At 35.9% G+C, this 25,522-nt stretch carries 23 protein-coding genes; 12 read left to right on the top strand and 11 right to left on the bottom strand.

Going from position 1 to position 25,522, the window contains the following annotated elements; genetic code table 11:
* Positions 1-231: 231 nt before the first annotated feature.
* The 4 genes from SP041_RS00485 to SP041_RS00500 form a co-directional block, all read right to left on the bottom strand.
* The gene (locus SP041_RS00485) at positions 232-1,827 is read right to left on the bottom strand and encodes a hypothetical protein (protein WP_240791395.1); all 1,596 of its coding nucleotides are present in this window, start codon (positions 1,825-1,827) and stop codon (positions 232-234) included.
* A gap of 473 nt (positions 1,828-2,300) precedes the next feature.
* Complete coding sequence (locus SP041_RS00490) at positions 2,301-2,621, bottom strand: helix-turn-helix domain-containing protein (protein WP_137297126.1); 321 nt, start codon at positions 2,619-2,621, stop codon at positions 2,301-2,303.
* 324 nt (positions 2,622-2,945) lie between these two features.
* Positions 2,946-3,572 (bottom strand): LysE family transporter, encoded by a 627-nt coding sequence (locus SP041_RS00495; protein WP_137297127.1) that lies wholly within the window; start codon positions 3,570-3,572, stop codon positions 2,946-2,948.
* A gap of 9 nt (positions 3,573-3,581) precedes the next feature.
* Positions 3,582-4,337: a 2OG-Fe dioxygenase family protein gene (locus tag SP041_RS00500; protein WP_137297128.1), complete on the bottom strand. Its 756-nt coding sequence runs from the start codon at positions 4,335-4,337 to the stop codon at positions 3,582-3,584.
* Between the two features lie 305 nt (positions 4,338-4,642).
* On the opposite strand from SP041_RS00500, the gene SP041_RS00505 reads away from it, so the two are divergent.
* The 12 genes from SP041_RS00505 to SP041_RS00560 all read left to right on the top strand — a co-directional run bounded on the left by SP041_RS00505 (position 4,643) and on the right by SP041_RS00560 (position 16,545).
* Complete coding sequence (locus SP041_RS00505; protein WP_137297129.1) at positions 4,643-5,566, top strand: LysR family transcriptional regulator; 924 nt, start codon at positions 4,643-4,645, stop codon at positions 5,564-5,566.
* Between the two features lie 425 nt (positions 5,567-5,991).
* Positions 5,992-6,786: a hypothetical protein gene (locus SP041_RS00510; protein WP_137297130.1), complete on the top strand. Its 795-nt coding sequence runs from the start codon at positions 5,992-5,994 to the stop codon at positions 6,784-6,786.
* A gap of 25 nt (positions 6,787-6,811) precedes the next feature.
* A complete protein-coding gene (locus SP041_RS00515; RefSeq protein ID WP_137297131.1) occupies positions 6,812-7,405 on the top strand; it encodes a GNAT family N-acetyltransferase in 594 nt (197 codons plus the stop codon).
* 37 nt (positions 7,406-7,442) lie between these two features.
* On the top strand, positions 7,443-7,817 hold the full coding sequence (locus SP041_RS00520; protein ID WP_137297132.1) for a hypothetical protein: 375 nt from the start codon (positions 7,443-7,445) through the stop codon (positions 7,815-7,817).
* Positions 7,818-7,899: 82 nt separating this feature from the next.
* Complete coding sequence (locus tag SP041_RS00525) at positions 7,900-9,330, top strand: diaminobutyrate--2-oxoglutarate transaminase family protein (protein ID WP_137297133.1); 1,431 nt, start codon at positions 7,900-7,902, stop codon at positions 9,328-9,330.
* Entirely contained in the window at positions 9,327-10,529 is a 1,203-nt protein-coding gene (locus tag SP041_RS00530) for a dipeptidase (RefSeq protein ID WP_137297134.1), read from the top strand. Before SP041_RS00525 ends, SP041_RS00530 begins: the two co-directional genes overlap by 4 nt.
* 11 nt (positions 10,530-10,540) lie before the next feature.
* A complete protein-coding gene (locus SP041_RS00535) occupies positions 10,541-10,924 on the top strand; it encodes a VOC family protein (RefSeq protein ID WP_137297135.1) in 384 nt (127 codons plus the stop codon).
* A gap of 199 nt (positions 10,925-11,123) precedes the next feature.
* Complete coding sequence (locus SP041_RS00540) at positions 11,124-11,708, top strand: isochorismatase family cysteine hydrolase (protein ID WP_137297136.1); 585 nt, start codon at positions 11,124-11,126, stop codon at positions 11,706-11,708.
* A gap of 58 nt (positions 11,709-11,766) precedes the next feature.
* Positions 11,767-12,780 carry a hydrogenase expression/formation protein HypE gene (gene hypE / locus SP041_RS00545; protein WP_137297137.1) on the top strand — a complete coding sequence of 338 codons (1,014 nt, stop codon included), beginning with the start codon at positions 11,767-11,769 and terminating at the stop codon, positions 12,778-12,780.
* A gap of 153 nt (positions 12,781-12,933) precedes the next feature.
* Positions 12,934-15,249, top strand: a complete 2,316-nt coding sequence (gene hypF, locus SP041_RS00550; protein WP_205961142.1) for a carbamoyltransferase HypF — start codon at positions 12,934-12,936, stop codon at positions 15,247-15,249.
* 64 nt (positions 15,250-15,313) lie between these two features.
* A complete protein-coding gene (locus tag SP041_RS00555) occupies positions 15,314-15,595 on the top strand; it encodes a 2Fe-2S iron-sulfur cluster-binding protein (RefSeq protein ID WP_137297138.1) in 282 nt (93 codons plus the stop codon).
* 59 nt (positions 15,596-15,654) lie between these two features.
* Positions 15,655-16,545, top strand: coding sequence for an EamA family transporter (locus tag SP041_RS00560; RefSeq protein WP_137297139.1), 891 nt, complete (start codon positions 15,655-15,657; stop codon positions 16,543-16,545).
* 185 nt (positions 16,546-16,730) lie between these two features.
* On the opposite strand, the gene SP041_RS00565 is transcribed toward SP041_RS00560, so the two are convergent.
* The 7 genes from SP041_RS00565 to SP041_RS00595 form a co-directional block, all read right to left on the bottom strand.
* Positions 16,731-17,276, bottom strand: a complete 546-nt coding sequence (locus tag SP041_RS00565) for a type 4 pilus major pilin (RefSeq protein ID WP_137297140.1) — start codon at positions 17,274-17,276, stop codon at positions 16,731-16,733.
* A 195-nt stretch (positions 17,277-17,471) separates the two neighbouring features.
* Positions 17,472-18,548, bottom strand: a complete 1,077-nt coding sequence (locus tag SP041_RS00570; RefSeq protein WP_137297141.1) for a type II secretion system F family protein — start codon at positions 18,546-18,548, stop codon at positions 17,472-17,474.
* 77 nt (positions 18,549-18,625) lie between these two features.
* The gene (locus tag SP041_RS00575; protein WP_137297142.1) at positions 18,626-20,581 is read right to left on the bottom strand and encodes an ATPase, T2SS/T4P/T4SS family; all 1,956 of its coding nucleotides are present in this window, start codon (positions 20,579-20,581) and stop codon (positions 18,626-18,628) included.
* A gap of 169 nt (positions 20,582-20,750) precedes the next feature.
* Positions 20,751-21,584, bottom strand: a complete 834-nt coding sequence (locus SP041_RS00580; protein ID WP_137297143.1) for a hypothetical protein — start codon at positions 21,582-21,584, stop codon at positions 20,751-20,753.
* Positions 21,574-22,857, bottom strand: a complete 1,284-nt coding sequence (locus SP041_RS00585; protein WP_170968504.1) for a hypothetical protein — start codon at positions 22,855-22,857, stop codon at positions 21,574-21,576. Before SP041_RS00585 ends, SP041_RS00580 begins: the two co-directional genes overlap by 11 nt.
* Positions 22,858-22,965: 108 nt before the next feature.
* Positions 22,966-24,618 (bottom strand): hypothetical protein, encoded by a 1,653-nt coding sequence (locus tag SP041_RS00590; protein ID WP_137297145.1) that lies wholly within the window; start codon positions 24,616-24,618, stop codon positions 22,966-22,968.
* Positions 24,619-25,410, bottom strand: a complete 792-nt coding sequence (locus SP041_RS00595) for a TcpQ domain-containing protein (protein ID WP_137297146.1) — start codon at positions 25,408-25,410, stop codon at positions 24,619-24,621.
* Positions 25,411-25,522 lie beyond the last annotated feature (112 nt).

The raw sequence follows: 25,522 nt of genomic DNA on the forward strand, positions 1-25,522 counted from the left end.
GATCACAAATTCAATTGAAATGGTTATGCCTTGGATATTTTAAGATGAAAGTATTCTTTGCATTAAAAAACATATTATCAGTAGAAGGTGAGTCTGAAACTTGCTATTTAGGGGAAAATAAAGCTTTTGATTAGAACTTAATGAAAGTACGAAATTTAAGTTAATCTCTAAATAGAATTAAAAAAAATGGGCGATATGCCCATTTTTTATTCTTTTTAAAAGCCTAAACAATTATCTTATTTCGTATGAACAGTAAGCTGATGCAAGGGCATAAGTGTCATCAGAATATGATTCTCCATCATATTGACTACCTAGATTAATTGTCCAACTATCTCCGTTCGATTCTGCATAAGAATATAATGCGCCAGAAGCTGGGTAAGTAGAGTCATTACCCTCATAAAGTCTAACTGCAGTGACGATTGGAGTAAGAATAACCTTCTCGACTCCGTCGACATCACAAGTTGGCTTGTCGATAGTGTCGCCATCCTGGACTTGAGCAGAATACATATGAACATAAGTTCCAAGGAGGCTAGAAAGAAGTCTCTTCGTGCCATTTAACGTGATATATGTGTCACTAGGTAGCTCAGCTTCTGTATCAATAATTACAGAGCTAAGATTAGAAGAACTAGATGGGTCTACATAGTAATTTGAATCATCGATATCATAAATGATAGGGGCAGTAACGTCGCCGCTTACAGTAAGAGTTGAATTTAAAGTAGTCGCCAAATCTACTGTTAATGTTCCGCTTAGTTCTGTATTTTGACCAACACTTAAGTCATTTGTTATTTCAACATTGTCTTGAAGATACGCATTACCTTCAGTGTATAGTTCTTGCTCAATTACAGAATCTCCTTTTACAAGTGAGTCTAGTTCAACCGTAAGATCACGACCAATGCTAGCGTCACCGAATACCTCCAGGTCACCTTCAATTGATGCATCACTTAAGACAATAAGCTCTTTATATAGAAGCATATCTGCATCGACAACAACTCCTGCGGTAGTTAAAGCAGAATTGAGCGAACTTGAATTATAGACCTCGCCATCATTACCCAGAATTAAGGCACTGTTTAAGCCACTGCCAATTTCATCATTGTAGATACGAGCAACACTTTGGATTTGTCTTAAAGAAAATCCATTAGAGTCTGTGCCTGTAACTGAATCTCCAAACTCAAGAATGTTCTGCATTGTATTTCCGTGGTCAACTCGAAGCCAAAGTTGCGTACTTGCATCATCAGTTGTGATAGCAACGATATGGCCAATGTCAGCGGAGTCACAGTATGAAATACTGTCTGTTAAACAGTAACCAATAGTTGCTACAGTAGACAGGGTGCTTGGATCGTTAGAGCCAACCGTTGTTGCCCCTGAAGCGACTAGCGCAGCGAGACCTGATAAAGATTTAGCCTCTCTGTACTCTACAGTAGATGTGCTCCAGCCATTAATCTTTTTAGTTAATGTATCAAACACAATTTTTGAAGTTAAATAAACGTCTTCATTTCCATCATCATCAGTCGAGGTTGTTTGTTCTACAGTAATAGTAAATCCAAGATCCCCAAAAGAAGTTGTATCCGACGTGAAAAGATCACAATCCAAAAAAGATATACTTGGTGTTGAACTATCGCCATCAGTACAACCGTCTACGTCATCGCCATCTGCATCCTTAAGGAAGTCTAGCGTTGTATATTCTGTCTCGGGGGTGAAGTCTTCATCACCAGAATAATAGGCAGTATACTTAGAAACAGCATTCGCGATTTGATAGATTTCTACACCTAAATTTCTTGCTTGTAGTTGATCAAATTCAGCTTGTTTCTTAGAAACCTCTAGAATCATCATAACCCCAAGAATAACCAACACAAAAATTAATTCAATCAGGGTAAAACCCTTTTGATTTTTTAAAGTCATCGTTGTTTCTCAATTTTATTATTATTATTATTTTGAGCGACAATATCACATAGTATGTCAAAAAATCAATTTAATATAACCATAAAAAGGCATCTTGGCGATATTTTGGGGTGCTCTTGAGATGGGTGTTTTTTTAATAAAAAGGAGGCTGAAATAAAACAAATCAAACAACAAAAAGTTGGAACTGGCATCATCTTTAATTAGCGGGCTATGAGAGAGGCTTGTTTTTGTTTGCAAAGATCTGGTGCTAAAGACCTATAGGGAAACCAAGTTTGTGCTTTAATAACTTAGCCGAATAACCTTCAATAATTTTAATGTTTATATTTAAACAAAAGCAATTATTAGGGGGATTCTATATATGTAGTAAAAACGCCCACATTTAATATATGGGCATGACGAAACTATTCAGAAATTCGATAACCTTTCTTAGAAATATTTAAAATAACTTTGCAGTTGGTTTCATCTATTTTTTTTAATTTTTTTCTAAGTACCGAAATAATTCTAGCTAAGGAATTATCAGATGTATTGTGCATAGTTGGCCAACACATTAAAAGTTGCTGCTTTGTTACTATTCTACCTATGCTATCGCATAGTTCGATTAATACTTTAGTTTCCAAATTATCTAATGGTTCTTTTTTGCATCCTTGTTCATCAGAAAGCAAATTTTCACTAGCGTGAAACATGGTGTTATCATTAATATGGTATTTTTTAGTGTTTTTCATTTCAATAAATCCTTTAAAGAGACAAGCATTCCCTTAATTTGAACAATCTCTTCTCCCGTCAGCATCTCATATAATAAATCGATGATGGGAAGGCGATAATTTGTGCGTTAAACGGCAAGCTGCAGTAGATGTGAGGTCAAGACAACTTATGCGTCTGTGTGCCATAGTGTTCAACGACATACACCCGTTTTGTTTTAGGTGTAATTTATTTCCTGCGACGATGGATAGTGTTGGCTTTGTTTTTTTCTTTTTAGCTCATCAGATCAATTACTTCATTATTGAAAAGACAAGCCCTGAATCGTATAAGTAACTAGGATTAAATACCTATAAATAAATCAGTTTAGCAGCCAATAAGCACAGACATACTCCCATAACTCTTTCTATCCAGACTTTTACACTAAATATTTTATTGGCCAGTCTTTGTGAAGAAAAGAAAAAAGCTACAATACAGAACCAAATCAAATGGGCGATAGCAATTATAAAGCCAAATAAGAATTGAACTGAATAAGGAGTCTCCGGAGTGACAACTTGAGTGAATATGCTTAAGAAAAACAATGTCGTTTTAGGATTCAAAGCATTTGATATGAATCCAGCTCTAAATGCCGCCGCGTTTGTTATTACTGACTTATTCAAAGTCCCTTCCGATTTTTCTACATCTTTTTTGGAAAGTAGACACTTAATTCCAAGGAATATTAAATAGGCCGCTCCTGCGTACTTAATTAAATTATAAAGAACCTCTGTTTGAGATATTATAAGTGCGATTCCCGCTAATGAATAAGCAACGTGTAACCATATGGCGCAAAAAATACCAAAGGCACCAATTACTCCAGATCTTCTTGAGTACAACAATGAGTTTCTTGTTATGATTGCAAAGTCTTGACCTGGACTTATAACCATAACAACAGAAATACTAATAACTAGTGATATTATTGGCATATATTCAGCTAACATAACTTTTCCTTATTTCTTCTTAAAAGTGAGAACCAACATGTCTCTAAAAGATTCTGTGATTCTATCGTGTTGTGAAATTTCAGAAACACTGTGCATGACTTTTGTATCATCTATATAAACAATATCATTTTCCAGCAATAATCTGCTTTTAATAGGTTTCTTTGAGTTCGTATAAATAGTGCTTTCCCCCCCAGCAATATTTTCTCTCTTAATTTGCTTCATAAATACATAAGAAACTCCATCTTTATGGATGCCCTCTGGTGTTGGTAGCCCAATGTCATCATCTGAAGCAATGATTCGAAATTGGTGAGCCTCAATAAACCATTCATTCCATTCATCAGAAGAATCTTCTTTTAAACGTTCAATTTCATTAAATGTTACAAGAGCATGGTGGAGAATTGAATTAAATGCGTTCCCATTGATGACAGAAGTCATCACCGGTTCATACCATCTCTCAAATCCTCCATTCAACGTATTATAGTTTACTGCTTGAAAATGAGGGGTATTTGGCTTAACAATAAAATTTTGGGTGAATTTTATTGCAGTAAAAACTGAGTGACGCCTTAATCTGTATGTTCCATTATCAGACATATATTTATCAATTCTTAAATCGTTCCAACTGTTCGAAAAATAATTCAATTCAGATTCAGAAATCTCATTTTCAAAAACTCTATTAACTCCAGCGTAATCTCTAAAGTTTTTATCTAAAATAAAAAAACCATCTTTCATTACGTTTTCAACAATGTTATTTTTTATGCGTTCCATTCTCTTTCCCTTATAGAAAACAATGACAAGAATAAATAATTAGATTCTTATACGATCACCATCAACTATATTAATTATTATGAAATAACTCGCTGTCTATTGCAGCGTTCAAAAAACTTAAATTGGATTAATTGAAATTAACGATTCGACAATTTCTTAATTACACCAACTTTGATCACAAATAAATATTTTAATGACTCAATTTATATCCCCTATTTATAAATTACTGATTAATTGTTCTATTTAAATGATAATTTATGAGAAAATTAAAACAATATAACTATTTGGATAAGGACTTATGCAGAATGAACACAAATAAGATGATTCCCTTGTTAGCAGATATGGCTATTTTCGTTACTGTGATTGAGCAAGGAAATTTTAGCAAAGCAGCTAAAAAATTAGGAGTGACACCCTCAGTAGTAAGTAGAAAAATAGGGCACCTAGAAGATGCTTTAGGCATAAAGTTATTGCAACGCACTACTCGTCAGATATCTTTAACTGAATCTGGTGAGGTCACTTTCTTAAGTTGTAAAGAGATGGTAAAAGCCGCAGAAGAAGCTATCAGTGCGGGCACTTCAGTAACCTCAACAGTAAGTGGACTTTTAAGAATTTCTGCACCAAAATCACTTTCCAATCAAGTTTTACGTCCTATCTTAATGGAGTTCTTGAAGCTATATCCTAATATTCAATTACATCTCAAAGTTACTGACCAGGTGCTTGATCCAATTCATGATTCGATTGACTTTTTAATCCATATTAATGAACAGCCTATTGAGTCTTTAGTAAATATCAAGTTGGGCAGGGTTGAACAAACTTTATGTGCAAGTCCAAAATATTTGCAAAATCACACTGCGCCTATAATTCCAGATGATTTAAAAGATCATAGCTGTTTATGTTTAGGTGAAAATACAACTGATAACAGATGGAGGTTTATAAAAGAAGATAAGCTAGTAACAGTGCAGGTAGCAGGCTCATATTTAGTTAATCATAGCGAAATGCGCAGAGATGCTGTCGAACAGGGTCTTGGAATTGGAGCATTGCCTGATTATATGGCTGTCCAATCAATTAAAGCAGGTAAATTAGTGCCGATATTGAGAGATTGGGAGCTAGAAGGCAATTACAAAGGAGAGATTTGTCTTCAGTTTGTACAGGGTAAGTATATGCCTAACAAAAATCGTGTTTTTATTGATTTTATAAAACAAAAACTTCTTCCCACAGAGCAAATATAAGGATAAGCGTAAACTTTATCCTGGAAAGATAAGCTTCTTTTTTGATGTTATAGAATATCTGAATTAGGGGCTTATTAGTTTTATCATAAACCATCTTGCCGAGCATACACAAGCAAACTTCCTAGCTCTTCATATATAAGTCCATGACTTACTTACTATTAATATTTACTTCTTATACTTATTGCAATAAATACTAATAAGACGAAACGCCTTACTGGGTATTTTTTTTATATGGCAATTTAAGCGTGAGATTTATAATGATTTTATAATGATTTTGTAATGATTTTTATTATAAAGCTTAGTAGTATTTCCTCAGCAGAAAAATAAGGCAACAAAAACATAGCTTTACCCTAATCACTTATGGTGATGTTTTAATTTATCTTAATTCATTCGACTAGCGCACAATAACGACAAAGGAAATAAATATGTCAACTACGGCAGCACATAATACCTACGAATCATTATTAAACCCTGAATTTAGAGTCGTTGTTGATGAGCTTTTACTTAAGTTTGAACAACATTTTTACGAAAATATTGCAAATGCAGGGAAAATGCTTGACTCGAGTGAGTTCAATATTGAAATGTACAAGCGACACAATGTTGAAACCATTTTGCGTATTGCTCTTAAGCGAGCGGTAGATCCGTTAATTGCAAATTATTGGGCAACTAGAGACCCTCAGTTGTGTAAAGAATGGGGCTTGTATGGAGCAGAAGAGGGGCGCCATGACCGTATGTTTGCTAATGATTTACATAAGGTGGGTATGACTGATGAGCAGATTTATTCTACGAAGCCAACCTTCGCAACTGAATTGTTAAATGGTTATTTCTATTACACGATGGCCACAGAAGATCCTATGGCTTCAATGGTAAGTGGCTTTTATTTGGAAAGTGTTGCAGGTAAAACTCAACCTGATTGGTTAGATGAAATGGAAAAGCACGTAGGTGCAGAAAATACTATCGGAGCAAGAGCGCATTTAGCTATTGATATTGAAGAAGACCATACTGACATGGTTTGGAATTCCATTATGCGCATCATTAAGAACGCTGATGATGAGCAGCGTTTCATTGATCACATAGTAAAAATAAATGCCTTATTTACCTCTTACTTTGTTGAGGTTTATCAAATTAGTGTAAATAAAGGAGAGCTAAATAAAATCGAAGAATCTTTGATTGCCCCCGTTAGCGCTATAAACACTGCTTTGAAAACACATGCAATCTAATTTAACTATGGAATTGGTGGAGCCTATGAAAGTTAAAATAGAATGGTTGAGCTCAATTAATGATAAAGATGGCTTAGATATTATTAGGCTAATGAATTCTGTATCTGTTAATGAAACAACAATGGGATTCCATGAAGAGTTTTCGAATGAAGAAGCTGCCAAGTTAATTTTGAATATGAAGAATGAAATAGGCAAGGGAAAATGCCTTCTTCTAATTGTAAGAAGTATTGAGGATAGTATTGTCGGCATGTTGACGATATCTCCTCAAACACTTCCTGCAAGATCTCATATTGTTGAAATTAAGCGCTGTGTAATTCTGCCATCTTATCGGGGAATATTTACTTTAGATTGCTGGGAGGCGACCTTAAACAAAGTAAAAGAAATTGGTGCATCAATAATTGTAATAGATGTCAGAAGCGACGGCAAAGCTGAGAAATTGTGGCGAATGCTAGGCTTTATCGAATATGGCCGACTTGAAGATTATGCGCGAGTTAACGAAAAAATAATAACTGGTTATTTTATGTCAATTTATGTTCAAGATGCCATTAATTATTATGCTGAAAATGGGTCTTGGATTCATAAGCAAAAATCTACCCGTATTAGCTCTGAAAAACAGTAAAATGAACAATAAACAGATCTTTATTAGAGGCCTGATTATGTCCTTTGCCGCGTTTATACTACAGGGTAGTTGGGCAGTATATTCGAATTGGACTTATGGCCTTTTTATTAGCCTTAAATCAGGAACCGTTCAGGGATTATGTAGTTTTTTCATGACATATATAGTTACTTTAGCTATGGAGTATTTATATAAAAGTTTTAAAAAATCTCACGAATATATACGTTTCTGGTTAACATTCGTTGTATCTGTTTTTGGGATGCTGTCGGTACAAATTATTGCTCATTGGGTTGCTAATACTCCTGAAATTATGCAAACGATTCTACCTGCTGCGATCATAGGGACTATGTATTGTGCTATTTATACTTTTAAAAAATCTAAGAAGAGTTTTAATCGACAAAAACCAAATATTTAGTTAATAAATTTTGGCTTTATTTTAACAATTCAGCTTTTTATTTATTTAATAAGTCAGTTTTAAAGTATTAAGGAATTCAACAATGTTAACTGCTGCACAAAATAAATGTTCAGAAACTCAAGTAAAAAATAACACTGAAGATTCAGATGTTACTGGGCTTGTTTTGGCTTGTGATAATGAGTCTTCTGTAACTTATAATAATGTAAAAAAAATTGAATCTAATGCTCGAACTTATGCAAATTCAATTGATAAAGTAATTGTAAAGGGACTGGGTTCATATGTGTACGATGAAAATGGTAAAGAATACCTAGATCTACTGAATTGTGCAGGAGCTTTAGCATTAGGACACAACAATCCTTTTATTGTTTCAAAACTACAAGATTTTTTGTCTTCAAATGGAATTTTACAGAGTCTGGATATAACTACTCCAGTTAAAGAGAAATTTTTAAGCAGCTTGTTAGAGTTTTTGCCGCCTAATATTTCCAAAAGATGCAAAGTTCAGTTTTGTGGACCTACTGGATCAGATGCCGCAGAAGCTGCAATAAAGTTATTTAAAACAGCAACTGGTCGAAACACTATTTTATCTTTTAGTGGCGGATATCACGGGATGACGATTGGCTCCTTATCACTAATGGGGAACTTAATGGCGAAAACTAAAGTAACCGGTTTAATGCCAGACGTTCATTTCTTACCATACCCTTACCCGTACAGATGTCCATTTGGGCTTGGTGGAGAACAAAGCTGGCAAGTGTCAGCAAATTACATAGAGCACCTATTGAATGATCCTGAAAGTGGAATAACAAAGCCTGCTGCTATTTTTTTAGAAGCGGTTCAAGGAGAGGGCGGTGTTATTCCAGCGCCAGTTGAATGGTTAGTACGTTTGCGTGAAATAACTAGGCGTTTAGATATTCCTTTAGTGATTGATGAAATACAGAGCGGGATTGGCCGGACGGGAGACATGTTTTCGTTTGAAGAGTCAGGTATTGAGCCCGATGCCATCTTAATTTCAAAAGCTATTGGTGGTGGATTACCTCTTTCATTAATGGTGTATGACGAAAAATATGATAAATGGGAGCCTGGTTCTCATACAGGTACGTTTCGAGGAAATCAAATGGCAATGGTTGCAGGAAAAGCAACACTCGATTTTTTTAAAAAAAATAATGTCACCAAGAATGTTAAAGCTAAAGGTGCTTATTTAGAGAAGTGCTTCAAGAGCTTAGCATTAATTCATCCAGAAATAGGGGATGTTCGTGGTAGGGGCCTTATGTGGGGGCTAGAAATTGTTGATATACGTCAACCTGCAAACCATATTGGCAGTTATCCCAGTGATGGCGAACTAACAAATATTATTAAGAAAAAATGCTTGAAAAACGGACTGATTATAGAGTCAGGAGGAAGAGACGGAGCAGTTTTGCGTATATTGCCCGCCTTAACAATCTCGCAAAATGAGTTAAATCAAATGATCGAAATTTTGGATTTATCTATAACTGAAGCAAAAGAAGGTAGGAAATGAAGATTAACTACTTTAAACCTTCAGTACGAGTAATTTTCTACATGATTATTGCAATTGTTTTAGTAGCAATATTTATATTCATGCTTTTTGGGTCTGAAATTGCTGCCAACAAAATGAATCCACAGCCGACTTCTCAACAAATTCCAGTTAGTGAAAAAGTGAAAATATTTCATGACAATATTTTTGTGGCAGATCTGCATGCAGATAGTTTGTTATGGGGCAGAAACTTACTTGAATCAACCAAAGGACATGTTGACCTTCCAAAATTGATTTCAGGTGGTGTTGATTTACAAGTTTTCTCTGCTGTAACCAAGACCCCGAGCGGAATTAACATTGAAAGCAACTCGGATAAGACAGATAACATTTTGTACATGGCATTGGCTCAACAGTGGCCAATTGAAACTTGGAAGAGTTTGTTTGCCAGGGCTGAGTATCAGGCAAATAGATTGAAGTGGTTTATAAAAGGCAGTCAAGGAAAATTGAAGCTTATAGGAACAAAGAAAGATTTACATAATCTTATTGAAAAACCTATTAGTGAACCGCATGTGACTGGCGTGATATTGAGTATAGAGGGGGCCCATGCTTTAGAGGGTAATTTAACTAATCTAAAGCGTCTTTATGACATTGGGTACCGCATGATTTCACCCTCTCATTTCTTTGATACTGAAATCGGGGGGTCAATTCATGGAGAGCTGAAATATGGCTTAACTGAGCTGGGAGTTGAGTGGGTAACCGAAATGGAATCAAGAGGCATGGCTATTGACTTGTCACATGCATCTTCGAAGACCATGGATGATATTTTATCCCTTGCTACACGCCCAGTTATTGTTTCTCACACAGGTGTTAAAGGGACTTGTGACAATCAGAGGAATTTATCAGATGAGCATATTCGTAAAGTTGCAGGAAGCGGTGGATTGATTGGCATTGGATTTTGGCCTACAGCGGTTTGTGGATCTGAAATTAGTGACATTGTACGTGCCATAAAATATGTAATTGAGCTTGTGGGTGTTGACTATGTTGCATTAGGTTCCGATTTTGATGGTGCAGTATCTGTAATTATTGATGCAGGTCGACTGCCTGAATTAACTCAAGCTCTTATTACAGAAGGAATAAGCGATACTGATATTGAAAAAATAATGGGTGGAAATGTTGCTCAGTTCTTTCTTAAATCGCTACCTAAAGAATCTATTGAGCAATAAGGAAAGTAAGTATGTTTGATCATGTATCTATTAGTGTTCCGTCTATAGAAAGAAGTCGTTTGTTTTATATTAATATTATGAAGGCGCTTAGCATACCTTTAGTTGGTGAGTCGTCTGTTTGGCTTGGTTTTGGTGAACGAGCAAACAAAGAGCAACCGTTACTATCTTATCTTTCAATATTAGAAAGCGATGAATGTTCCAGTGATTATAAAAGGCACTTGTGTTTTAAAGCAAAGGATAGAGAGGAAGTTAATGCTTTCTATAAAGCAGGGTTAGCTAATGGAGGGAAGTGCGATGGTGAAGTCGGACTCCGTGAAAACTACCATAGTCATTATTACGCATGTTTTCTTAAAGACCCTGCGGGAAACAGAATAGAAGTCGTTTGCCATCAATAGCAAGATATCTGTTCAGAATATTTAGATTGTTTTGTCAATAATGATTGTTGCTTGTATGTGACCAAGTTAATTGCAAAACATTTAGATCTGTCTTCATTTAATAGTGCTTTAACTTAAATAATGGAGAGTAGAGAAAATTTAACCCAACTTAACAATTCGTTTGTTTAGTTTCAATATCTCATAATATAAGGAAATTATAATGCCTAAGATAGCTGTTTTAACTAATGATTTACAATATGAATTAGTAGAGAAAAATCAAGAAAGGATAAATGCTGTTAATGAAGTGAAAGATACTTTTTGTAACTTTTTATCTGAAATTAGAGCTAAAGGTCATATTGTGATTCATTTGCAGTTAATAAATCATGAAGGCGATCCTAATGCAGAACGCTATGATGGATATTTGCCGGTGCAAAAAGGAACACGAGGAGCAGAAATTTTAGAAGAGTTTGTTCATGAGTCTGACATTATTATGGAAAAAAACAAAGATAGTGGATTTTATGAAACAGATCTTGATGAAGTGTTAAAGCAGCATGGTGTAGACACTGTTATTGTTACAGGTATGCAAACTCAAATTTGTGTTCAAACAACAGCAGCAGACGCTTTCTTTAGAGGTTACAACATTTGGGTTCCTGAAGATGGTGTTGTTTCGGCAAATCCAGATGATAAAAAACGCTCTCTGGACTGGTTAGGCGGTTATTGCGCAACCATTAGTTCAACCGATGAAATCATATCTGTTTTAAATGAAAAAAATTATTTACCTCGCAAAGAAATATACATCCCATAATTAACCGTTAATTTTTTTAATGATTTTTTTTTAATAATTTTATTTAGTGAGAATTAAAGTGAATTCAGAAAAATACGTTGAAATTGATCATGGTACTGGCGCGAAATTGAGCCATGACATTATTAAATTTATCACCGACACATTAGGTGAAGCCCACATTGGTGAAATGGAAGATAGTGCAATAGTGCCTTTTACAGGAAATAAGGTCGCTATTACTACAGATTCTTATGTGGTTACCCCAATTATATTCGGTAACGGTGACATTGGAAAAATTGCTGTATGCGGAACAGTTAATGATATTGCAGTTAGTGGTGCCAAACCCCTATATTTGACACTTGCAATGATTTTAGAAGTAGGCTTTAAGTTTTCTGAGCTAAAAACTATTGTGGAATCTATTAGGGATACGGCTATTGAAGCTGGCGTACTAATTGTTGCTGGAGATACGAAGGTAGTTAATAAGGGAGAGGCAGATAAAATATTTATTAATACAACTGGTGTTGGGGTTCTGGAACGTCCAGAGCTGCACAGTAAAGATGTGAAACCGGGAGACAAAATAATTCTTTCTGGCCCTATAGGCAATCATTCCATTCATTTATTGTCCATTCGAGAAGGTTTAGGTTTTGAGACTCGTGTGTTAAGTGATTGTGCACCTTTAAATGGTGTGATTGAAAAGCTATTAACTTCAAAAGTTGGCTGCAATGTCCGCTCTATTCGAGATGTTACACGAGGCGGTTTGGCAGAGCTATTGCAGGCTTATACTTCAAGTACCGGATATGAAGTTCAAATCGAAGAATCAAGATTGCCCATTCAATTTGAAACTGTAATGGCTGCAGATATGCTAGGTGTTGATCCAATTCACTTGGCTAATGAGGGTTGTATGGCTTTATTTGTATCTCCTGAGTCTGCAGATGATGTTGTCTTAGCCCTTAGTAAGCATGAGTATACTAAAGATGCGGTGATTGTTGGTGAAGTAACTGATGTAAAGGCGAATAAGGTTACATTGATTACTAAAGAAGGCAATAAGCAATCAATTTTACAGCTTGAAGGTGCTGAACTGCCTCGCTTATGTTAAGGAATTCTTAGCTAATTAAAAAAAATAAGTAGGGGTGACTTGAATATTTGTTCGAGCACTTCTATTTAACTTTTTAGTTCTTTGATTGTGTCTAAAAATTCATATCAATTATTCGCTTGATATGACGTTAATATTTATGCCATTTGGTATGATGTGGAGAAATATATCAATAATATTTTAAAGTGTTATAGAGCTAATGGGGTTGTGCAAGGTGTCGGTTTTCGACCTTTCGTTCACAAATTAGCCTTGGATCATAATTTAACCGGTTGGGTTCTTAATGATTCCAGAGGGGTTTTATTCGCTGTTCAAGGATCACAAGGATTGATCGACAATTTTATAAAAACACTAAAGAAAAACCCACCACCTCTGGCACTTATTACAAGCGTAAAAGAAGAATACACAAAAGAATTTGATTCAGACATTATTGGCTTTAAAGTATTAAAAAGTGATTCGTCTGCAGATGTAAGAACAATTGTGCCACCTGATGCTCATGTTTGTGATGAATGTATAGCAGAGGTCAATGACCCTGATAATCGTCGCTTTCAATACCCATTTATTAACTGCACCAACTGTGGTCCTCGATATTCTATAATCAATGGAATGCCATATGATCGACCAAGCACTTCAATGAGAGATTTTGAAATGTGCTATCAGTGTAATTCAGAGTATTCGGATATAGCTGACCGCCGCTATCATGCTCAGCCCAATGCTTGCTCAACTTGTGGGCCTAAGTTGTTGTACTGCGACTCTAATAAAATTTATCAAGATAAAAATATTTTAGAATTAGCCAGATTGCACTTGGCACAAGGCAAAATTCTAGCCATTAAATCTATTGGCGGTTTTCATCTGTCAATTAATGCTGAAGATGAAGATGCTGTAAATGAGTTAAGAAAGCGTAAGAAGCGTGACTCAAAAGCTTTTGCAGTGATGGTTTCTGATATTGAGACAGCCAAAAAATATGCAGAAGTTAGTTTTGAGGAAGAGGCTTTGCTAACTAGCCCGCAACGACCTATTGTCCTGCTGAAAAAGAAAAATAGTAATTTACCTCGTTCATTAGCTCCTAATAATCCTAATTTGGGAGTTATGTTGCCTTCAGCGCCTTTGCATTATTTATTGTTTTCAAAGTCATATTTGTCAGTCGTTGTAATGACAAGTGCGAACATTTCAAGCTATCCAACTATTTATAAAAACGATGTCGCTGTGGATAATTTATGTGATATTGCTGATTATTTCTTAATGAATGACCGTGATATATATACTCGTAATGATGACTCAGTTATTTGTCATTTTAATGAAGGTGGGAATAATAATGTTAGTTTTATCAGGCGGTCAAAAGGATATGCGCCATTCCCCATTAATGTAAAGTCGAGTATTGAATCAGTTTTAGCAATAGGAGCTGAGCTAAAAACAACATTGGCTTTAAGTAAGGGCGAGGACGTTTATCTAAGCCAGCATATCGGCGATTTGAAAAATGAGGAATCATTTTCATCTTTACTTGAGTCAGCAGATAAAATGCAGGAGCTATTGAGCATCAAGCCTAAAGTGGTTGCTGGAGACCTCCATCCTGGATTCCACTCAACTCGGTATTTTGAAGAAAACTCAGAGCTGCCAGTAATAAGAGTTCAACATCATCACGCTCATATGGCTTCATGTATGGCAGAAAACCAACTGGATGAACCTGTTATTGGCAGTATATTTGATGGCACAGGTTACGGGCTGGACGGAACAATATGGGGAGGAGAGTTTTTAGTAGGAGGCTATGACCATTTTGAGCGAGCAGGTCACCTATTGCCTTTTAGTCTGCTAGGTGGTGACAAGTCAGTGAAAGAGCCTATAAGAGTTGCGGTATCTTTACTCCACAGTGCCTTTGGAATGGAAGCTGAAAGTTTGCCTTTGCAATTATATGAAGCAATTTCAGAGGACGAAAAAAGAGTTTTTCTTAAAATGGCCGATCGTAAAATAAATACATTTATCACAACGAGCATGGGGCGCTTATTCGATGGGGTTTCATCACTGATCGGTGTTTGCCATAAAATCAACTATGACGCTCAAGCGGTTATAGAACTCGAAGGCTTGCTTAATAAGAATCATGAGACAACAGATTCTTTTAGTTACGAATTATTAGAGATTAATGGTTGTGTTGTTTTAGACCATAGGCCAATTATTCGTGAGATTGTGCATGAATTGCTATCTGGAATAACTGACAAAGCATTACTAAGTCGTCGTTTCCATAGCACTATTGTTAAAGCCAACTGTGAAATTTGCCATAAGATATCTCAAAAGACTGGCATTAAGAAAGTCGTCTTAAGTGGAGGTGTTTATATGAATGAATTTTTACTGAGCAATACCATTAAAGAATTAAGCGAGAAAAATATAGGTGTTTTTAATCAGAGGCTTGTTCCCTCTAATGATGGAGGTATAGCTCTTGGACAGATAATGGTGGCAAATGCTCAGATGAATAAATTCTGAATTAGCTCTAATTTTGATTTTGCGCACTTTTACGTATTAAATTATAAGGGGAGTATGTAGTTAAATGGCAAAAGTTCTTTTCCACCGTAATAATGAGCTTGTTGAGCTTATTACAGGCGATCGATTATTAAGTATTGACGATATAAAGTCTTCCCTTATAAGTTTTGGTTGCATGCGTGGCACTTGCGGTATGTGTACTATAAATGTTTTTGAAGGAGATGAGAATTTATCAGAAATGGGAGAAAGAGAATGCAATACCTTAAAAAAGTTTGGACACTGCCTCAAGCGCACTAGATTAGCTTGTCAGTGCAGTATAAAGGGGGATATTGTTATTGAAAAGCTGTAGAACTCGCCTTTAATAAAAATACAGGCATTATTTAAATCACTAATGGAATATAGAATATTATGAATTATAAAAGTATAGTTTTAGTTTTACTGGTTGTAATAATGTGGGGAGTGAACTTCTCAATAATAAAAATTGGTCTAGAAGAACTTCCTCCAATATTGTTTTCTGCCCTGCGGTTTGCTGTAGTTGCCATACCTGCAATATTATTTATCCCTTTTCCAAAAACATCTATTTTGAATGTTATAGGGGTTGGCTTATTTCTTGGGATATTACAATTTTCCTTTTTGTTTGTCGCTATGGAAGCAGATGCCTCAGCGGGATTGTCATCTCTAATCCTGCAAACTCAGGTTCTATTTACAATTATTTTAAGTTCGCTTATTTACAAAGAGAAAGTAAGTAAGAGTCAATCATTTGGCATTATCGTTGCGGTAATTGGTTTTAGTTTCTTCTTTTATAGCACAGGAGGGAATATAACCACCAAAGGACTGATTTTAATTGTATGCGCAGCATTTTTCTGGGCTGTTTCAAATGTAATAATGAAAAGAATAGGAAGTATTAATCTTTTACATTTCATGGTTTGGGTCAGTGTTGTACCTCCAATTCCACTTTTGTTTGTTTCATATTTTTTAGAGTCTCAAGAGCCAATATCTTTATTAATGGCCACAACAGAAAGAACATGGCTATCTGTTCTATTTGTTAGTTACATATCAACTCTTATCGGATTTGCTATCTGGGGTTGGTTGCTAAAAAACAATACAGCAGCAACAGTTACTCCATTTGCATTATTAATTCCAGTAGTGGGCATTATTACTTCTAGTATTCTTTTAGGTGAAAGCTTAAGCATAATAGAAATAATTGGAACAGGTTTAATTATGCTTGGGTTGCTATTTTGTGTTGTTGGAAAAAGGATTTATTCTTATTTCAAGGCTACTTCAAGCCAATTAAATTGAATGGCCAAGGGCGACATGAAGGCCTATATAGAAAAGACGGTTCATTAGGAGATGTTCTTAAGAATTAAACTAATCCATTACACTGCGTTCTAGTTTGTCGACAAAAAATTAAGATTTATAATTTTAAGTTTTATTTTCTTTCAAAAAAAAAGGAGCCAAAAGGCTCCTTTTAAACTTTGTATAGTTTATCTATCAGTAAACGTAATGTCTTGATCACCATCACATGCCACAGCAGCAGAGGCAACGCCATCAATAGCTGAGCCATTTACACTTACTTCTTCAAAGTGTCTGTATGTTGACGAAACAATACTTGTACATGCACCTTCAGGAACGCCATACATTGTAATAATGAAACTGTCATCATCACTATCTTGAGTTAGAGGCTCAACATTGTAACCATTGCTGTACCATGAGCTTTTAATATTTTGATCATCGTCATCACTGTTACGCATTTGCTCAGGAAAAGATACGTCACTCATAATTACTGAGTTTTCTAAGCCTTCGTAGTCACCTTGTGTTTTAAACATGTGCTGAATAGAAGCACTTAGTGCATTAAGGTTTTGTGTTTCTTCTTGCGCATCTTCAGTATTTCCCGTGTTATTGAATGACGAGATAATCAAGATTGTTGCTGCACCAATGATGGTTAATGCAAAAATGATTTCCATTAACGTAAAGCCAAATTGCTCTTTACCTGGCTTACGTAGCTGTAAATTTCTGATACTTTTATTCATGTGTTACTCCGATATTATTATTATTATTTTTATTAATTATCAATTAAATATTAGCACAAAAAAGACACCAATCAATATTTAATATTACATTTTTTGTTTTTAAGTCAATACAATTAATTGCTACATTGACTTCTTTTCTTATTATTTCACTTAATATATCTTTTTTGGTCTGTCAGTCGGGGGTTTGGTGGGTGGTTATCCAACAACATTTCCCATAGATTGTGAAAGTGCCCAGAAACAGTAATAAATCCATCCAATAAATCCAGTTACACACATCATTGCAATAATATTTAGTGCACCAGAGATTGCATTGATTCTTTCGATAGAGTTCTTAATTGACGCTCTACCAATAGAGTCCATTGCATCTTGAATATTGTCTGTTTGACTAAAAATGCTTATATCAATGCCTGTTTCTTTATCAAGGAATCCACTGTCTAGAGCTTCACCATTCTTAGCACCTTCTTCCATCTTCGTCATAATTATATCTAGATGAGAGGCAACATACTTAGAAGACATTTTTTTTAAACCTTTAAAAGACTCAAAAAGAGGAATACCTGTTTTAAGCATAGATGCTGAAGAAATTAGAAATATTGAGCTTTGAAATGACTTATACATGCTCCATGGTGGAATCTTATCTAAAATTAGCCTAACTGAACCAGTAACATTGCCTAAGCTCCATCCAAGGGCATAGGTGCCACCTACGATTGCTAGTAAGACGGTCCACCAGTAACTTTCAACAAATTGCGATAGAACATATAGCTTTTTGGTAGCATCTGGCCATGATGCAGGATCTAATGTTTCCACTAACTCAGGAACTGCTTGAGTACTAAACATATAAACTATAAAGAACAACATTGTGAACAAAATACATGGGTAAGCTAGTGAGCCAATAATTGCTCCTTTCATGTCTTTTGATGCCTGAGTACTGTCTAACGCATTTAAAAAGGCAACTCCCAGGTCATCAGACTGTTCCCCGGCACGAATAAGCATGGCTTCACCAGGCGGGACCCAGCTAGCCATGGCTTGGCTGAGTTTTTTACCATTTTCAATGTCTTTGTACCATTCGCCCAGCATGATCCCCCGAGCATCACTTGGACTAAGCTTGGTATAAGCATCAGAAAGCTTCATCAATATGACGTCCAGTGGTACTTGTTCTTCTAGAAACACTGCAATTTTCTTATAAATAGAAAGTCGCTGACTAGTGCTTAGTGAGAATTTAGCCCAAGCTAATTTCATTTTGTTACGGTCTAAGTCTTTTAATGAATGAATCATTTAGTACTCCATTTTTATTTTTATTTTTATTTTTATTTTTTTTGTATTGTGCCTGCTTTTCAAGCAGGGTTAACGAGTTAGCAATCTGTTTCGTCATCTTTACAAAACGAAAGCACTTGAGCAGGACTGTTGTTTTCTTCAGAGAGGTCATCTTCTTCTTTGAACAACTTAGATTGAAATGACTCTTTTTCATCTTTGTTCTGTTTATGAATAGAGTCAGATCTTTTATCAGTTGATGAGACTTCTTCTGCAGTTAGTTTTAAACTTTTTTCTAGTAAATCCAGATCAATGACATCGTCAAGTAAGTCGACTTTCTTTTCAGCATCTCTAGGGTCAGTAATACCGTTTAATACTTTTTCTATCGCGTGGTCTTTGATGAGTTTTCCACCCATTTTCACATGGTAGTAAGTTGCTAGATTAACCGAGCCTTTTTCGAATGCACTTAAAATTAACGGGTTAGGGCTTATAACTTCTGCTACAACTGTTCTTCCCACTACACCATTAACGCATTCAGGATTTTTGCATTTGTGTTCATTGCTGTAATTCCTGAATCTGACGTTTTCAACAGTAAGACCTTTTGCAGCACCTTTAACTCGTTTAATAATGCTAAGTGATTTTTTATTTTTAGATTTTTCTGCTTCTTTAACAAAATCGCTATAACTAATAGAACAATCTGGACACGAGATTGGTAGTAATGTTTGGTAAATTAATGCAGATATAAAATCAGACGAACCCAATGTTTCAGAGTTAACACCAAAGCTTTTTAGTCTAGGAATAATACCTACAGCAGATGCCGCATGCACAGTGGTGAATGCAGTGTGACCTGACTGAACAGCGCCGACCAATAGTTTTGCAGAGTACTCATCTCGAACCTCACCAACCATAAGTATGTCGGGGTCGCATCGCATTGCATGTTTAATCGCTTCTGCAAATGGGTTTTCATTTGGCCTATTTCTATTTCTTACTACACCATGTTGAGTTGCACCTATGATAGTGTATTCCGTTGGATCTTCTACGGTAATAACTTTAATCTTAGGGCCATCATCTCCCCAGTTTTCTTTAATGATAGTGTTGAGCATTGTACTGATGGTTGTAGATTTACCAGAGCCGGTAGTACCTGCCACAATAATTACACCTGTAGGCCTGCTCATTGCTCGATAAATTTCAACTAGTGAGCCTTCCGAATACCCCAGAGTGTCAATTATTCTATCCGATTCAGATTCATCATCGAGCTTAAGTATTCTCATGATCAAATCAAAGCCCTGGCTTGCAGACAAAGTGTTTAATCGAATACCCAGGTCTTGTCCATCGATACGCCTCTCAATCCTTGCGGCCTGAGATTTGGTTTCAATAAAGCTTGGTTCTTTTTCATCTGCCATTACTTGATATACAACGCTCGACATATCCCGTGCATATGCAACAGTCCAAGGTGTAAATGTGTATAGCTCACCATGCTTACGGAATCTAACTCTTGCTTCCTTGCGTCTCACTTCAAAATGAATATCCGATACTTTTTCTCGAAGCGCTTGAGTTACTAGTGAATCAAAGTCAGAAATAAAGCCTTCTTTTCTAGCACGATCAAAGCTATCAGTGTCTTTAATTTTTTCATCTTTTTCATAAGTGATTTGAATTATCTGTCTTGGCGCAATGAGTTTTGTTACAGAGTACCCTTTGTCGACACACTTATTCTTAATTGTAAGGTAGGTGTTATCTACTTGAGCCCTACTATTTGACTCAGTGGAGCAGATTATAGAAACCATTTTTTTTGAAGGATTTACAAGTAAAACAATGTAGTTTCTTCTTTGCTCCTCATTTAAAGGAATTTCTTCGTCTTGATAGGAAATTACCTTTTCGTAATTGGGAACATTTTCTTTTTTTGTAATAGTTTCAGTGCCTGAAGTACTAGATTTAACTCTTGGTTTAGTTGGCACTTTACTGTTTGAACTATTTTTCTTTTTGATTATTTGAGAGCCGGCCTTTTTTTTGGGCTTTTTTCTCTGAAATAAACTGTCAATAAAGTTATTTAGGCTCATGATGCATTATTCTTATAGTTATTATTTGCGCTATATAATATACATTAAATTATGTAAGTGGTCTATTAATGGTGGGGCGGAATGGTTATTTTGCAGTTTTAGTTATGGTAAGTGGTTTTTCTTAATGTGACAAAAAAAGCCTCTTGTTTAAGGAGGCTTTTTTCTTTTACTATCTAGGCATAGGTGGGACGCTTCCAATATCTGATGGCGCTTTAACTATTCCAAGCTTAGCTTCTTCAAGAGATTTTTGGTATTCAAGCTCTTCTCTAGAGATTGTTTTAGAGTTTGCAAAAGCTTTGGTTGTAATACTTAAGAATGCTACTTTGCCTTTGTATGAAACTTCAGCACCGTGTGTGTTCACCTTCGTCACAATAGCACCAGGGATGATCTCTTCCCCAACACCGCGATCAGCAATGTTATTTTCAAAGTAAAACTGAGCACTTTTGTTTGTGCCAATTCCAGATGTTTTAGTAACAAACAGCTTTTCTTTTAGAAAGTCATTGACTTCCATTTGCTCATCAACTTTTTTATTGTTATCTTCAATAGAAAGTTTTAGATCATCGATTTGTGCTTCATAATCAGAAATCAATTCTGCTTTTTCTTTTTCCCAAAGCTCTTTTTGCTCTTTGACCATAGCTTCAACTTTAAGCTTACTTTGATTTTCTTTGATTTTATAAATCGCATCTTGAACTTCTAATGCAGACATATCGAGCTGTAACATTTCAAGCTCATGTTGTTTGCGCGAAGTTTCAGCAGAACGGCTTGCTGAAATCTTAGGATCAATAAAAGCTTCTGCATTAGAATAAATGTCTTTTTCTTTATGCTTTAGCTTGTCTGTTTTTTCCGTAACTTTCGTTTTGTTATTACTTTCTTTTACCGAAACTTTGCCTTCATTGTCACTAATAACTTCACCTAAGAAGTCAGAAGTACTTGCGGCATTCGCAGTCATTGACATCAAGATAGATGCCAGAGCAATTGTGATTAAATTTTTACTACTTTTCATAAAGAACCCCTTCAGCTTTCCACTTGAATGAATTCTTAACAAGTGAAATAGAAATTTTGTTTAATGTAAATGTTTTTGCGGAATCAAAGATATTTATAAGTGCCGACAATTTATCTCGGTTATCACCTTGAATGACAACGCTAGTTGTTTTAAATTTTAACTGCCTAGTGTTCTCTTGTTTTCTAAGCTTTTTATCAAGACCTTTAATTTTTTCCTGCCTTTCACCAAGGTCAATTCGGTCCATGCCCCACATGTACCCCATTGAGATTAAATCATGCATCATATGTTCGTGTTGATATGTCGCAGTTTCAATGAATTTAACAAGATCAAAATCGTCAGGAAGTTCATTGTTGATCTTGTCAATGGCTTCAAATTCACTTCTTGCATACCTACCAGTTAGGTCTGCAACAGTAGTTTTGTCATTTTTAATCCCAAGCTTTAATGAAAGGGGCGTCCCCACTTGAGAGCGCTCCCACAGCACATTTATACCATTTGGATTTTTAGAGTTAAAAGATATTTCATTTGCTTTCCAGCCATTAATATATTTTTCTTGAACAATATCAAAAGCAAGAATGCGTCTAATGATTTGAGATGAGTTTGAGTTATTAAACTCTTCCGTAAGCCATTTAAGCTCTTCTTTTTTTGCATCAGATAAAATTTCTTCAGTTGTTTTTACTTTAGTATGAATAAGCTTAGAAAAATCAACTTGAGGAGTGAACTCTTTCTCTTTTTCAAAAAGCGAACTTCCGAATTGAGAGTATGCGCCACCACCAATAACAGCTAAAATAACAATGGCCATCAATGTGTTTTTTGATTTTGACTCAGTGTTACCAATTCGGTAAGAATTAAATTCTTTCCCAATTTTTGTGATTTCTGCTTTAAGTAATAGCTCGTCAAAACTTAATGTTTCATCAGGACTTGGAAGTCCTTCAACACCAGTGCTTTCAACAAGCGATTGGCTGTACACAAATGGTGGAGATTCTTTGTAGTTATCTAAAATCTTTTCAAATTCGATAGCTACATTAGAGATATTGATAACAATATCTCCGCCAACTAACACTTCTGAATCAGCAATGGCACAAATCCAAACTTCTTGTGCAGAAACTTTTTCAACAAAGATAATGTTGCTATACCCATCAGCAAGAATAGCGGCACCAGATACAATGCCAATACCAGATTTTTCTTGAGTTAAAGCAACTTGATGTGAAGTTGAGCCGTCTTCTTTTACGGATTTACGAATAAAACCATATGGACGGTCAACTTCATTAGCCATAACAAGCATTTCTGCGTTAGGCTTTTCACCCGACAAACTAGCCCAGTACAGGCCAGTAGCGATGGTGTGTTTATTTAGAGTGACCTTCTTCATAAATGGTAATGCCTATTAGTTTTCCATGATGTAAGGAGTAATAACGATCAGGCTCATTACGCGAGTTTTACCACCTTCTTTAGAACCACCAAGTGCCCATAGATCTTCACCAGCAATACTTTCTACGCTGCTTTCGTTTGTTTCACGTTCGAAGCCAGCAACGACAAGAGATTTCCCTGAGCGAATTGTTACATCTTGAATGAAAGATTTGAAACTTTTCTCTGGCACTTGAACAAACATGTTTGAGCTACTACTATCATCATCATCACTATCGCTATCAACGTCTAAATTAACTGTTTCTAGGCTATCGAGTTGAGATAAGTCTGCAGCAAATTTAATGTCAATTTGACCTTGTGAGTTAACTTTTGGCGTGATGTTCATAGTGACACCGGTAAGGATAGATGCAGTACTTACATCATAGCCAGTAACATCGCCGTCATCATTAAATGTCGGAGTGCTTTCTTCTACGTAGCCTTGCTCACTTGCAACTTGTACAGGAATGGTTTTGCCGTTTTTACTATAGTTGATAGTGCTCGTTTTCTTCGAGATATTAGTAATAGTAGATAGTGCATTGATCATCGCTTCAGAACCTGCAGCATTACCACTTAGAAGGCTAAGTGTTGCACCTGAACTTGATGAGTCATAGAACGTACTGGCAAGTGATGAACTAAAGCTACCTACTTTGTCATAAGCAACATCAAGATCGATACCATAATCACCAGTATTATCTGAGGTGATTTCATAAATTGTAGTTTTTACTGCAATTTTTTTATTGATAATTGCATTAATTTGTTCAATGTATTCTGATATCTTTTCTTGCACATCAGGAGTGTCGGTAACAGTAATAATCCCTTGTTGCTCAGATACTGAGAATCGACCTTCATCGCTAATCATTGACTCAATTGCTTGAATAACGTCGTCGAACTGATTGCCACTACTCTTAGTAACAGAGGTTGTTTGACCAGATTCAGAGCTTTCAGAAGATGCACTTGTACTTGAACTTTCACCAGCACTTTTAGTTGAACTCATTTTGGCTTCAAAGTTATTTTCAGAAGAATCGCCATCAAAGATATGCTGTTTAGTTTCATGTCTGAAAACAACGATCTTGTTGCCTTTCCACTTCCAGTAAAGGTTTGCCTTCGCTGTGATGTAGTTTAATAGCCCTGCAACAGTGCCGTCATATTGAAGAGAAAAGGTTAATTCCGATCCAACAATGCCTGAACCACCAAAGTTAACCTGATCGGTTACACTTGATTCGCCAGATGACTGTTGGTTTGAGTTTGATGAAAGTGTTCTAATGTAAGAAATTGCATCATCTGTTAATTCAACACGAGTATTAAGTGAAAGCTGAACTTCACTGATGATCTCCTGGAAAGAAAACGGCGTTAGCTGACTAAATGAAGTCGGCTCATTAAAGAAGTCTGGAAGAGTGTCTTTTTCGTCCATACGAAAAGATGAACCCGCAACGTACATATCATCGATAACGCTTACTGTTGTTGCCGAGCGAGTCATTGTTTCAGCTTGCTTTATTTTGTTGACCACTCTTTTTTCGTCAGATTCTGCAGTTTTTTTACTGTCGTTAATAGTGTCAAGAGCACTACAGCCAGTCATTGTTAAGACAGCAGTAGAAACTGATAAGGCTAGGGTATTTTTTTTAAGTAATTGCATTTAGTTTGCGACCTCTTGGCGGTAACCTGCTTCTGTAATTAGCAGTACTTTATTCATTTTGTGGAACTTAGCCGTAAGCGGCACTTTGTTTTTTCTCATTGAGTAAAGCAGGGTGTCAACTACACCACCTTCGCCAATGAATTTACCTGTTAGTACAGCGCCTTTGACGACAGGGAAATCAACTTTAAGGCTTTCATCCCAAACCAAGCTCCAGCCTGCCTTTTTAGCCCATTCAGCAAGATTCTCTCTTAATGTTAGGCTTGATTTGATCTCCCATACTTCAGGCACTTCTTTTGCGAGCAAAACAGCAAGCTCTGCATTTTTAGAAACCCCGATAGCATGTTCGTCGTTATTAATCTTGATATTAAGGTTATTTTGAGCGCCAATTGCATAGACAACATCTTCCCAAGTTTGTCCGCCTTTCCAGCTAACAGCCATATTATCTAGGCCATCATCAATATGAATAAACCAGTCTTTCGAGTTCGGCACTACTTTCTCTAGAGCAATAAATAGTGGTACATTTTTACCAAATCTCATCGTAGAGGCGTTCGGTGCTTCAACCTCTTCTCTCATCAAGAAAGAACCATGAACTGTTGATTGACCACTAACAGAGGTTACTTCCTCTTTTACTGCAACCATTTCAGGGCTTTCTTTTTTATCAAAACTGTCAATTTTTACAGTTTGTCTAACAACAGGAGATACGTAAAGCTGTGCGCTGGCTTGTTGCGAAAGTCCGCAAACAATAAGTGCTCCAACAGTGCGACCAGTTAATTTATTTTTATATTTATTCATAACTTGATGCCTTTATTTTTTCGATATTATATATGGTAAATTTCCTTAAAGTCAAATTTGACTCGGGAAATTTACCGAAATATCATTATTTTTATTTTTCATGGGTGAGGGT

This window comes from Psychromonas sp. SP041, assembly GCF_000470315.2.
In the GTDB taxonomy this organism is placed as follows: Bacteria; Pseudomonadota; Gammaproteobacteria; order Enterobacterales; family Psychromonadaceae; genus Psychromonas.